General features: G+C 39.7%; 7 protein-coding genes. 1 reads left to right on the top strand and 6 read right to left on the bottom strand.

Features of this window, described 5'->3' with window-relative positions; translation table 11 throughout:
• Nucleotides 1-3 precede the first annotated feature (3 nt).
• The 6 genes from EJF25_RS17610 to EJF25_RS17585 form a co-directional block, all read right to left on the bottom strand.
• Nucleotides 4-2,490: a glutaminase domain-containing protein gene (locus tag EJF25_RS17610; RefSeq protein ID WP_125042155.1), complete on the bottom strand. Its 2,487-nt coding sequence runs from the start codon at nucleotides 2,488-2,490 to the stop codon at nucleotides 4-6.
• Between the two features lie 28 nt (nucleotides 2,491-2,518).
• A complete protein-coding gene (locus EJF25_RS17605) occupies nucleotides 2,519-4,684 on the bottom strand; it encodes a hypothetical protein (RefSeq protein ID WP_125042154.1) in 2,166 nt (721 codons plus the stop codon).
• 35 nt (nucleotides 4,685-4,719) lie between these two features.
• Nucleotides 4,720-5,979, bottom strand: coding sequence for a glycoside hydrolase family 76 protein (locus tag EJF25_RS17600; protein WP_125042153.1), 1,260 nt, complete (start codon nucleotides 5,977-5,979; stop codon nucleotides 4,720-4,722).
• 202 nt (nucleotides 5,980-6,181) lie between these two features.
• A complete protein-coding gene (locus tag EJF25_RS17595; protein WP_370685727.1) occupies nucleotides 6,182-7,186 on the bottom strand; it encodes a family 43 glycosylhydrolase in 1,005 nt (334 codons plus the stop codon).
• A 116-nt stretch (nucleotides 7,187-7,302) separates the two neighbouring features.
• On the bottom strand, nucleotides 7,303-9,120 hold the full coding sequence (locus EJF25_RS17590; protein ID WP_125042152.1) for a glycoside hydrolase family 2 protein: 1,818 nt from the start codon (nucleotides 9,118-9,120) through the stop codon (nucleotides 7,303-7,305).
• A gap of 100 nt (nucleotides 9,121-9,220) precedes the next feature.
• Nucleotides 9,221-10,321 (bottom strand): glycoside hydrolase family 43 protein, encoded by a 1,101-nt coding sequence (locus EJF25_RS17585; RefSeq protein ID WP_125042206.1) that lies wholly within the window; start codon nucleotides 10,319-10,321, stop codon nucleotides 9,221-9,223.
• Between the two features lie 329 nt (nucleotides 10,322-10,650).
• Between EJF25_RS17585 and EJF25_RS17580 the strand changes: the two genes are divergently transcribed.
• Nucleotides 10,651-12,714, top strand: a complete 2,064-nt coding sequence (locus tag EJF25_RS17580; protein WP_125042151.1) for an alpha-glucuronidase family glycosyl hydrolase — start codon at nucleotides 10,651-10,653, stop codon at nucleotides 12,712-12,714.
• Nucleotides 12,715-13,486 lie beyond the last annotated feature (772 nt).

Genomic DNA, 13,486 nt, shown 5'->3' with positions numbered 1-13,486 from the left:
TTATTATTTGTTTGAGTTATTCAGTTTACCTTCAAGCATCTTAATGAAATATCCACCGACTACAGAGCGAGCCTGGAAACCTCTTTGGTTAGGAGCATCTGTAAATACCCAGTCAGACATCGGAACACGATTCGGTGTTTCGTTCATAAACAAGTATACAGGATCAATGAACTTTTCGAAAGTTGCCTTATCGTTAGCCAAAGTAGCTGTCCACATAATCCAGTCTGTCTTAGTATATGTTTCACGATTATCCAACGGAAGACCGTATTTATTCTGTTTTGTCAGATAGTAAGGGATTTCTGTTTCAGCAATCTGTGCCGGGAAGATCTGCAAATTCAGCAATTTATCCCAAACAAGGTTATATTTCTGGCTCCATGTTCCCGGTTTGTCAAAGGTCAGACGATAGTGGTCACCGTCATTTGCCATTTTCTCCCATTCAACAGCCATATCTTTTGCTTTCTGTGTATATTTCTCTGCAACGTCTTTTTTACCTAACATATCTGCCAGATAACCATATGAAGCAACACCCATAATTGCTTTAATAGAAAGGTTGGCATTGTGTGCAAAGTGTCCGGCGAAGTCGTCTGTACAAAGTTGGTTTTCAGGATCCAAACCATATTCAACCAGATAGTCTGTCCATGTTGTCAAAGTTTCCCAATGTTTCTTTGCATACTCGGCATTTCCTTCCATAGCAGCAATAGCAGCAGCCAAAACTACCATATTGCCAGATTCTTCTATCGGCATATCTCCGCCATAAGTCTGACCGTTAGCCATCGGATAAGTACCTACATCATGAGCAGCAAAGGGTTTTGTCCATTTACCACTTTCACTATAATAGAAAATATGATTCATGGTAGCCTTCACCAACTCCGGATTGTAGAGCAAAAGCAACGGAGCTCCAGGATAAGTCAAATCGACTGTTCCAATAGAACCGTTACTGAAATTTTCTTTAGAAAGAAATACCAAGTCACCATTCGGAGCTTCTACTAATTTATGAGCAGCAAGAGCCTGGCGATAAGCCAAAGCACAAAGTTCAGCATATTTACGTCCACCGGCTTCAGTTGCTTCCTGCATTAGTTTCTTATCGAATGCCGCACAGTTCTTCATCTGTGTGCTATATTCTTTTTCAGCTTTCTGGAATTGAGAAACAATTGTTTCATTACCAGTGCGATTCCAATATGGACGCAAGTTCTCTCCGAAATATTGGATTGAATAAATATCGTCATATCCAATCAACAGGTGACCGTTAGCTTTATTGGTTTCACCCAATGAACGTACCAAAGCCAGTTTATCATAACCTTCTGATGAAGGTGCTTCCAACTTATTTTCCGTAAAGCTCTTACGCAGTTTTTTACCGTCTCCGATAGCATAAGTACTATTCTCTTTTTCAGCAGCCAGATAGAAATGTCCCCAGTCTATACGTACATCATCACCCTTCTTTTTCAGGATTTCCTGATTACGGCTTCCTGTACGCAAGAATAACAAATCACCTTCTGTAAAACTGTCGGCTACAGATTCCTGGTGAGGCAGATCAAGTGCCCATTGAGGAGAAACTTCAAAATAGATTTCTACTTCATGCTTCTTTCCGTCGTTAGAAGCTACTTCGTAAGAGATATAATTAACCGGACGTGTCATCAGGTCCAGATTATCCATAAACATAGGAGCAGTAAATGTCAGGTTCAAATCCACCGGACCACAAGTAAAGGTGTAATAAGTCTGCATAGGTTGCACATCGACAGATTTCTGTGTAGCTGTCTGACCAAAATAACGGCTATCATCCAACTCTACCAACAATCCGAAGTCCAATAATCCATTTGCTCCGCGGTTGTTGCAATAGGCGGCAATCAGATTATCACCTTTCTTCAAAGAAGCAATTACTTCATCCGACAATTTTACTTGTACATGCTTCTTACAAGCATTTCCTGTATCTACTACCTTGATTCCATTAATATAAATGATCACATCGTCGTCATGAGAATATTCCAGGTATACATTTTTACCTGTCAAGTCTTCCTGAATATCGGCTACACGACGTACCCAGATAAATTCTTCTCCCCATTGTGTCTTTGCTGCGGTTTCATTCTCTTTTGTTCCGAATGCGCCTTCGCCTTCTTTCCATTTGCTGTCATCGAAATCAGCATTCTGCCATCCGTCAGCCGGTTTTTCAATGGTATATTTTCCTGTCCAAGTACCCTGTTCAGATGTTTTCACCAAAGGTCTCAATTCCAGTTCTTCCATTCCCAGGAAGCGGTAGAATTGCCCGTCTACTTTGGCTACACCTATCAAAGGAAAGTCTTTTCCTGTCCAGTGTTTTACAGAGCCGTCATACAAATTGTCTGTAAAAGACCAAGCACTGGTATAAGGATCTATCGTTACCAGCGGATAAGCCGGAGCACGCAACTCATTTTTTTCATGCCGTTCAATCTGGGTGCTACAGCTAGAAAGTACAGAAGCTGCTCCCAGCAACAGCATCGTTAGTTTTTGTCTCATAATATTCATTCCTATTTATAAATTCTATTTACCAATCAATTGATACATTTACCCCATTCGGATCATTTTCAAAGCTTAGTAGCAGTGTTTTTGAAGCTTCATCCCATTCGCCTTGCTCCGACTTCCCGTTCACCTTTACGTTTTTGGGTTGACTTGGCAGAAGAACTCTCGATACATTGGTTGTTTCCAACGGACTTTTCGCTACAAATGAATAGTTCTGCTTTCCTACTTTCTCGTCATAAATACGGGAAGCACCGCAAAGAACTTTTGCTTTGACTTTACCGGATACTTTATTTAAATCATACAGGTATCCTTGCTCTCCAGGTTGGATTTGTTTCTTTGTCAGTACCGGCAAATCTTTGTCAAACAGATCGATATATAATCCGGACAATGTCAAAGGCTCGTTTGAAACGCTTTCATCCATAACGGCTGCAATAGTATAGACACCTCTTTCTACCAAGAAACTGTTTTTTGTCTCGATAGCCTTGCCGGTCTTTTTCTGATAAGCAGATGAAATGGTCTCAAAATATTTCCGGTCATTTCCGGCTTTCAACACAAAATGTTTAGGATCTTCACGCATGACAATAACTGTTCCTTTGCCATAGCGATAGGTCCCGTCAGTGGGATTTTGGGATAAATTCATCTCCTCGAACAGATGTTCTGAAGGGGATTTATAATGATTGCCTTCTGTATTCCACCATTCCAGTACGGATTGATAAGGATCGATATCTTCTCCACAATAAACTAAGACTCCACCTTTCTTTACCCAATCTGCCAGATAAGTATGGTATTCGGGGTTCATCGGCTTCATATTCGAATAGGACATCACCAATACTTCAAGTCCTTTGAATGTCTCTTTAAACGGAGTATTTTCGATATGTACCAGCTCTACCGGAACGCCTCTTTTCAACAAGGGAAATGTTTGTCCGTAGAAACTGGAGAACTGAGGATCATCGTATCCGTCGTGAGTAGGGAAACGCTGAAACATCAATGAGTTAGCCATCAATACACCAATACCATGTGTTCCGCTAATTTTTTTTTCAGAAGTACGGATATCATTCAATGTATTAATCATGATTTGCATCTGAGTGGAATATGAACGCGGAATACGTTCTTTCCGGTCTGTTCCGGCTACCTGATACAATCCCAGGTAAATACGGTCGGGCCAAGGCATTACTTCATATGTATCAACCATCGGATACATGAGTTGTGCTGAGAAAGTAGCCTGATAATTTCGCTTGAAATCTTGCCAGTCTCTTGGGAAGTCTTCTATCGGGTCTGTCAGAAAATACATTTTCCGATTTAAAGGAGCAGTCATAGACTTCATGCAGCCATATTCCAGAAAGGCATTTTCAAATACCCTTTCTTTTCTTACGCCATCATAGAAATTGGATTCACGTGCAGTACCCGTCCAGACTTGTGCGATATAACCATCAACACAGTCCAATGAAGCCAAGCTGGCTTCAGGACTTACAATCTGCCAGGAAGTATAATTAATTAATGAATGAGTAGGCACATAACATTTGATATCCAACCCTTTCGATTTTCCGTATTCTTTGGCATAGGAGAATATTTTATCCAGTGCATTGTAATACAGGTGGTATTTCAGTTTATTTGAGAGATATGTATTTTCAGGAGATTCTTGCTGGTCCCTCCATGGAAAATCATAATATTTCTGCCACTCCGACTTGAAAGCTTCGCTATATCCGCCACGCATCCAGAATTCGGGTTCTTCCAGAAAAATAGAAGTGATTCCTGCATCAATCACACGTTTTATCTGCATTTCTTGCATGTAACGGATAAAACTTTCGGTAGGAACAATGTAGGGCACCAGATGTCCATGTGCAATTTCATTTCCGTTACGATCTCTTTGTCCTTCTTTCAGATGGTCATTAATCCCGTCCCATTTTCCGAGAAAATAGTCCTGGTAATTTCCCCACGCTACGCCAGTCATAAACTGCGTTTGGTAACCTTTATTTTTCCACGATTGTACCCGCTGTTCGAAGGTAACGCCCGGTCTGTCCGATGTACCATATACGATTGCTGCGTCAGCACGCACATCTGTTTCCGGTTTCCAAGGATCAGCTGTTTGGAAGACAGTTTTAGTTTCTCTTTCTTTCACTTTTTGCGCATCGACCGAATGACAACAGATTAATAAAACACAAGAGACCAGCAGTAGTCGTATATTATTCATGATATTTAATGGTATTAGCGTCGAAAATTATCTGGTTATTTATCTGCCGGAAATAAAAGCATTAATGCCGGTATTCCGGAAGCAGAATAACTATCGATATCAGCTCCATCCGGCAAAACTTTCCAATACTCACCGCCGCAAACATCACGTGTCTTATCTCTGTTTGCCCAACCTGTTTCAATATTGTGTTTCAAGAATGGAAGATATTGGGTTTGTCCGCAATCGTATACCAGCATTGCCATATATTGAGCGAAAATAGCAGTGTAAATGCCTTGCTCAATTCCCTTCTCGAAAGGCAGTAGGTTATGTTCGGCAGACATTTCCTTAACAGAATAGTCGGCAGCAAGTATAGCATTATTCAAATAACTTTTTTTCCCGGTAGCCTTATAGAGCAAAACTGATGCTCCAATGAAAGTAGCCTGATTATAAATATGTGCTTTCCATGCCGGAGTGCCTTTACCATGACGGCTATCGGCCACCTTTCCGGTTTTCTTATCCAACAGGTTCTCTACACCCCATTCATAAATTTCTTTTCCTTTAGCCAGATATTGTGCTTTAGTCTGATACTTGGGTGCTTCTTCAGCGGATTCCTTTCTCCGTTTCGGCACATTATTGTAAAGAGTAAGTGCAGCTACCACTACCGGAAAATTGATACAAGCCATTTTACCATCATTCGGTTGATTGGGTTTCGGATTTCGTATCGGTTGCCATTGCCAGAACATTCCGCCATTTACTTTGTCATATGAACCGGTATCTCCTACTTTCTTCGATCCGTACCATACACGACTAAAACTCTCTTCCGAGAATCGGAGGTAATCCTCTACTCCAAACAATTCGTAAGCACGTGCCAAAGTAATGGTCCACCACATGATGTCATCATAAATAAACCATCCGGTATTTTCATTATTATCATCAAAATCGAAATGAGTGTACTGAGCTTTATTTCCTGCATATATCTTATCACAGAGCTCTTTGTAGTAAGCAGTCTTTTGCTTATCTTTTTGAGCTTTGGCTAATTTATAGGCATTCATTGCCATATCCCAATAAGTAGGTTGGCACCAGATAGCTGCCGCACCATTGAAACGATCTTTTGCACTTTTATCAGAAGAATTGGTCTTATAGATATATTTAACAGGGTCAAGCAATGTCTGGTTGAATCCTTCGTATGCAGCCCATACATCATCATTTGTATATGTAGATGGCTTTTGCTGTGTTTTTCCGGGAATATCCATTCCCGTCATTGTCGTAGATACTGCCAACAGTAAAATTATGGCCAAGAGAGTCTTGTTTTTCATGATAATTGAATATTAGAACATTTTTCCAGTTACAAAGATTGCAGAAAATAAGGAAAGTTAATACAAATCTCTATTCAATAAAGGATAAAAACTAGTCAAAACGCCTTTTATATTGCATTATGACAAGTATATGACACAAAAATCCCCTTATCTGCAATTGCAAACAAGGGGAAATCTACTATAAAACATTTAAATGTGTCATTTAAAACTCCGGTTTATCAGCCTTCAATGATGGCGTGGATCCTTGTACATATGGCCAGCCATCCTGCCAATAAACACGATCTAACATCAAAACACGTCCTGACGGATTGGCCGTACTGACTGCATGATAAAACACCCAGTCTGCACCATTCTTATCTGAAACGATCTCCGAGTTATGGCCGTTTCCTACAAACGCATCATTCTTCCCAATCAGGATTTCATGATTGTTCTCCAGCATCGGACGGCCGCTCTTATCCACATAAGGTCCAAACAAGTTTTCGGAACGTCCAACAACCGTTGTATAAGTACTCTTCAATCCCTCGCAACAGCTACCGATAGAAGCAAACAAATAATAATATCCATCCCGTTTGTGAATATAAGTGCCTTCGTAGGCATTACCGGCAATTTGCAAAATCGGAGCGTCTTTTTTCAAAGCAAGCCCGTCTTCTGTCAATTCCGTACCATATATTCCATGAAAACTACCCCAGAAAAGATACTTCTTGCCATTATCTTCTATATAAAAGGGGTCAATACAATTTTGTATTTTGATCTCATTGCTTCGAAACATTTTGCCATGATCAATAAAGGGTCCTTCCGGTTGATTGGCAACAGCGACACCAACACCGCATGTCCATTCTCCCCCCCAAACTGACATGGAATAATATAGCACATAGCGGTTACCTATTTTATTAATATCAGGAGCCCAAATTCCACCTTTGGGTTCAAATGTAGGACGAGTTGTTTTGGAAAAAGCCGTCCCTACAAAATCCCAATTTACAAGGTCTTTTGATCGATGAATTGGGACATTTTTGATATCTTCCGTAGCATACAGATAGAAATAACCGTCTTCACCTTTAATAACCGTCGGATCCGGTAAACTATAATTGATTACAGGATTACAGTACTGTTTCTCATCATTATCCGATCCTCCGTCTGGTGCAGACTGAGAAAATAAAGCTGCCGAACAACCTACAGCCATTAAAAGAAAAAGTGATCTAAGCATCATATAAGATTAATTTAAAAGTTTGGCAAAGATAAGAAAAAAATAGAAATTGAACCGGCGGAAATCTCCGCACAGTTCAATTTCACCATGAGATCAGTATTCAATTACAAACTTTTGTCTTACTTATTCAACGAATTACAGATTTTGGTATTAATTTCCTTAACTCTAGGTTCATCAATCTTAATTTCCTTACGGTCATAAGTCATTAATCCGTTTACTTCCATTTCAACATCTGTTGTCTGTGTATATACTGCAGCCGAATAACCACGTGGAATCAGTTTATATAATTGATTCGCATATTTCACATACTCATCTGTCACTTCTTTAGAAGAGTTGAACTTCACATATCCCCAGTTGTGATCGGGTACCCATAAGTGTTCCGGCATAGCCATACCGATACCGCCATATTCTCCCAATACTGTAGCACGACCTGCATCATAGAACTTAAGAACCGGATTCGGATAATGGTGCAAGTCAAGAATATCTCCACATTGGAAGTGATTACCACCACTTGCCGGATTCACCAAACGCGAAGGGTCATGTTTCTTTGTCCATTCAGAGATTTCCTCTGTTTTAAACTGTCCCCAACGTTCATTAAACGGAACCCAAACACCAATACAAGGATAATTGTAAAGGTAATCCATTATTTCTTTCCATTCTTTGCGATAGCATGCTTCTGACTCTTCCGTACGTTTCAACTCATTGCCTGTGAAGAAGTTATACATCTGCCATTCAGGTTCCTTATCGCCGCTAGGCATATCCTGCCATACAATTACACCCAGTTTATCGCAATGAGTATACCAACGTGCCGGTTCTACTTTCACGTGCTTACGAATCATATTATAACCGAAATCCTTTGTTTTCTGAATGTCGTAAACCAAAGCCTCATCGGTAGGCGCTGTATACAGTCCATCAGGCCACCAACCTTGATCCAACGGACCAAACTGGAATACATCCTTATTATTTAACTGCAAACGTACAATTCCATTCTCATCCTGACGGGTAGAGTATTTACGCATAGCAGTGTAACTATCTACTTTGTCTGTTACTTTACCTCCACAATTCAAAGCAACTTCCATTGAGTAAAGGAAAGGAGATTCAGGACTCCACAATTTTGCATCTTCAGGCATTTGTATATCAATCGTCTGACCGCTCAGGCCTTTGCCTACAGCCACCAATTGCTTGCCGTCAAACACCTTTACTTCAACCAATTGAGAAGATAAATTTGCACCGGTAGTAGCTACGTCTACAGTCAGTTTCTTACGATCAATATCCGAAGCTGTACGAATATCGGTGATGTGACATTCGTCTACAGGCTCCATCCATACAGTTTGCCAGATACCTGTTACAGAGGTATACCAAATACCTTCGGGTTTAGTAACTTGTTTACCGCGTGGTTGAGGTCCGTCGCTTGTCGGGTCCCAAACTTTCACTACAAGTTTGTTATCCCCTTTTGAATTTAATGCTGGAGTTATATCTAAAGAGAATGGAGTAAAACCACCTGTATGTTGGCCTACTTTTATATCATTCACCCAAATATCAGCCTTCCAATCAACAGCTCCAAAGTTCAGCATTACTTTTTTACCTTTCCATGCACTCGGAACATCAAATGTCCGCTGATACCAAAGCTCATTATTCTTTCCTACCGTCTTTGCAACTCCCGACAAGCTTGATTCTACTGCAAATGGTACCAGAATTTTGCCTTCATAGGAAGTCGGCGTTTTACCTTTCTCTATAATTGCATATTCCCATAAACCGTTCAGGTTTTTCCAATCACTACGTTCCATGATAGGACGGGGATACTCTGGCAAAACGTTTTCCGGATTGATTTCTTCCGCCCATTTTGTTTTAATTTTATCACCTGCCGGTTTCCATTGCGCAGATGCAGCACTAGAAAGCAAAGCGACAACACAAACTGTTAAAATACTCTTTTTCACTGTTTTAATTTAATATTATGTTAGTAATATGATATAATAATCTCCCCTTGACAAGTGAGTATCACTCATCAAACATTATAGAAACATCTACAAATATTACCTATTTCTTGATAGGAGTACCTGACGGCTTTGTCAATGGAACCCCAACAGGAACCGGTTTGCCCAAATCCGGCATACCATTCGCATCCCATCCTATCTTTTGTAACCTCGTATTGCGGCTTTCAGGCTCACCTGTAACAGAATTCGGCAGACTTCGTGCATGATATAATAAATACACTTCGGTACTATCCGGTGAAGGAACAAATGAAAAGCTACCCGGTCCGTAAACGCGCTCTTTCGGCTCTTGTTGGAATACCGGCACCTCTGATTTCTTCCAAGAAGCTGGATTTAACAAATCACTATCTGCATCAGCAGTAAGCATACCCGTACAATAAAAAGGTGACCAACAACCACTAGCTGCATAATATACAATCAGCGTCTTATTATCTTTCGAATGAAAGAACTGTGGTGCCTCATTGACATAAATAGGATAGGCCGTCCTACTTCCATCAGGATTTACCCATTGTCGTTCCCATTCATATTCCGGTCGTGAAATCAGTACTCTTTCCGAATCGAGTGTCCATGGATCTTTCATCCGAGCGATGTAGATACATTGAGTCTCCGTATTAATTCTTCGGCTGGGCCAACCCGACCACAATAAATAAAGATTTCCTTTATGCTCGAAAGTAGCAGGATGAATTCCCCAATTCCATCCGGAATTAGTTACTATAGGTCCTTTCAACTGAAACTCCCCTTCCATAGGATCAGGAGAATCATTCTCAATCACATATAGCTGATGGTTATCCGTATTTCCATCGTCAGCAGCAAAATAAATATACCACTTACCATTTATCAACCGTATTTCCGGATCCCAAAGATGCCGGCTATTCATAGGATCCTTTGGAATCCATACCTTTTTGGATTTAGCATGAACCAGATCGGTAATATCTGTTGTTTCCCACAGCATGATATATGATTCTGTTTCATGTGTATAATAATACTTTCCATTGTGATAAATAGCACTAGCGTCAGACCCTCCTTCAACCAATAGCGGATTCGTATAAGTAGTATCCCCTGTAGCATCATTTTGTCTCCCTGTGTTTTTAGGATTACATGACACTAACAGGACCAGAGACAACAAAAAGCTCAACTTCGTTTTCATAGTTTTCATAACTTCATTCATTTTAAGACAATACAAAGAAAACAATTTTCAGATCATAGTCCTTATATTTTTCTTAAATAGTTTTGAATTCATGGATATTATAATACGAATTCCGACTAATTCATATCGCAAAAATCGGAATAACATTAGAAAACATACAAAAAAAACTATTCAATTAAGGACAAAAACTGACCATAAATATAGAATTGCACCTTCTCTTTTAAAAGAATCTGAGATTACGAAGAGGATTTGTCCTTTATTGAACAGAAAATAGCCTATATTTTTCTTCTATTTTATTTTCTTTGTATTATTCCTTAAAAATACTCATTATGAATAATTATTATTTTCATCTCAGTATTATTCTACTTTGTTTGTGCACTATCGGGCATTCTCGCGGACAAGCACAAATAGTACGAAACACAGATACAGGATATGAACTTTGGTTAAACTACAAACCTGTTCAAGACCTTCCACTGAAGGAGTCTTATATCCAATTATACAGTCAGGTGAATCTACCTCAATGCAAATACGATGAAGTGATTGCAGAAGAATTAAAACGTAGTTTAAAAGCTACACTGGGAATAACTCCTCAATTCATCAGTAACACAACAGCCGGTATTCAAATGAGTTACTGTAAAGACAAAAGTCTGGGTATGGAAGGATATCTTATCCGTAATAACAATAACAAGATTATATTGCAGGCATATTCGGATGCAGGTTTTCTTTATGGAACGTTCCATTTGATCCGGCTGATTCAATGTGAATATCCTCTGGATCGGTTGAATATAAGGGAAGTACCGGCTTTAGATTATCGGCAACTAAATCATTGGGATGACCTCAACGGAAATATAGAGCGGGGATACGCCGGAAAAACGTTATGGAAATGGGACGAATTACCGGAAAGACTTGATGAAAGATATACGGATTATGCACGTGCCAATGCCTCTATAGGTATCAATGGAGTAGTATTGAATAATGTGAATGCCGATCCACGTATTTTACGAAGAGATTATCTGAAAAAAATATCAGCGTTGGCACATATCCTACGCAAGTATAATATACGAATTTATCTCTCTGCCAATTTTGCGGCTCCCATGAAACCGTCATCAACACCTGATGTTATGAAAAGATGGGGAGGTGTAGGAGAACTCGACACTGCCAATCCGCTCGAGCCGAATGTTCAAGAATGGTGGAACACAAAAGTGGATGAGATTTATTCACTGATTCCTGACTTCGGAGGATTTCTCGTTAAAGCAAACTCTGAAGGTATGCCCGGCCCGCAAGATTATCACTGTAGTCATGCAGAAGGTGCTAATGTACTGGCACGGGCACTAAAACCTCATGGAGGTATTGTGATATGGAGAACTTTTGTATATAATCCTCAAATAGATAAGGATCGTATTAAACGTTCTTATAAGGAATTTCTTCCACTTGACGGAAAGTTTGATGATAATGTGATATTGCAAGCCAAAAATGGAGCATTGGATTTCCAGCCGATTGAGCCTGCCCAACCTCTGTTCGGGGCAATGAAACAGACTTCATTAATGCCTGAATTGCAAATTACTCAGGAATATATCGGGCAATCTACCTATTTGGTATATTTAGCTCCCATGTGGAAAGAGTTTCTCAACTTTGACACATATTGTAAAGGTGCGGGCAGTAGCATAACTAAGATAATTACAGGTAAGGTTTATCCTACTAAATACCGGGCAATGGCAGGTGTAGCCAATACGGGTGATTCCAACAACTGGACCGGTCATCATTTTGCACAGGCAAACTGGTTTGCATTCGGACGATTAGCGTGGAATCCCAAAGAGACGATTGAGAAAATCACATCTGAATGGATTAAATCAACATGGAATTGTGATAAATCCTCGGAAAAAGTGATAACACAAATGATGATGCCAACATGGAATAGCTATGTCCGCAGCCATTCACCCTATAGTCTCGGACTGACGACTCAGGTAGCTTGTCACTATCGTGCCGGATTTGACATCCGAGCTAACAAAGAATGGAAAATAGACAATAAAGGAATTGGAACGAATCGAACAATCAATGGTACGGATTATGTTTCACAGTATTTCCCTACTAACTGTACTCACTTTAACGACATAAAGCAATGTCCCGAATTATATTTGCTTTGCTTTCACTATGTTCCATGGAATCATCTCATGAAATCGGGTGATACATTTGAAAAAGAATTCGTCGAAAGTCTTAAGCAAGGAGTAAAGCAGGTCGAAGAGAACATACAGCTTTGGAGATCGATCCGCGAAAAAATTGATTCCAGACGATTTGAAGAGGTAATGAATTGCCTTTTAAAGGAGCAGCAAGATGCAAAAACATTTTATGAATCGGCTGTCGGATTTTTCTCTGCTTATTTGCCTCATAAATAAGTATATCTGTCATTTGAGCCAATGAAGTTATTAATCCGCTATTCTCTCCGATCTTCATAATTCCCAGCCAAAGGGCCAATACTCCGGTTAACCCAGAGAGATTTCGAGGATAGTTTTCGAAGAGTCGAACGTAGAATTCATAATAGCGGTAATGATCTCCGTATCTCCTAGCCGGACAATAGCAGAAGACTCTGTAAGAACTGCAAATCAACATTCGATTCGGCAGAGGAAACGGGCAAAATTGCTGCGATAGGATTGATTGAAGAAAATTCAAACAGACTCTCAGACATTATACCTTACCCATATCCGAAAACGGTCTTAAGAAGCATTTGTAAATCCTAAAAGGAAAAATAACGTAAGTTATGAACAGAAGTATTAATAGGTTAGTTCTTCTTCTCTTAGAACAAACTTTGTTTCCTTTAATAGTAAAATGGTTGTTTATTAACTATAATCTATAAACGGAGCTTTCGTTTATATAATTGCAAGTTCCGTTTATGAAAACGCAAGTTGCATTTATAGATTATTCCTAATAAATAATAACTTCTCTATCAGAGGGAAAGAAGTTAGGTATTAAAGAAACGCAAGTTTGTTATTAATGAAATGGATGTTTACTGTCAAAGAATTCAAAAGTTATCTCTCATCCATGAAACGAAGAGGATCGTGTAGAAGCCGGCAATGGTGATAGGTGATAGATGAGGTGATAGATGAAATAACAACCTATCACCTCTTGAAAGTACGATGAATAAGGGGATACAAAAGATTGGTGATAGGT

This window comes from Bacteroides faecalis (assembly GCF_003865075.1).
Classification (GTDB): Bacteria; Bacteroidota; Bacteroidia; order Bacteroidales; family Bacteroidaceae; genus Bacteroides; species Bacteroides faecalis.
Note: the sequence above shows the minus strand (reverse complement) of the source record. Positions and strands in the feature narration are given on the sequence as shown.

Coding starts and splice junctions, on each gene's coding strand:
- EJF25_RS17610 (WP_125042155.1), bottom strand. CDS start 2,490: ATGAGACAAAAACTAACGATGCTGTTGCTGGGAGCAGCTTCTGTACTT.
- EJF25_RS17605 (WP_125042154.1), bottom strand. CDS start 4,684: ATGAATAATATACGACTACTGCTGGTCTCTTGTGTTTTATTAATCTGT.
- EJF25_RS17600 (WP_125042153.1), bottom strand. CDS start 5,979: ATGAAAAACAAGACTCTCTTGGCCATAATTTTACTGTTGGCAGTATCT.
- EJF25_RS17595 (WP_370685727.1), bottom strand. CDS start 7,186: ATGATGCTTAGATCACTTTTTCTTTTAATGGCTGTAGGTTGTTCGGCA.
- EJF25_RS17585 (WP_125042206.1), bottom strand. CDS start 10,321: ATGAAAACGAAGTTGAGCTTTTTGTTGTCTCTGGTCCTGTTAGTGTCA.
- EJF25_RS17580 (WP_125042151.1), top strand. CDS start 10,651: ATGAATAATTATTATTTTCATCTCAGTATTATTCTACTTTGTTTGTGC.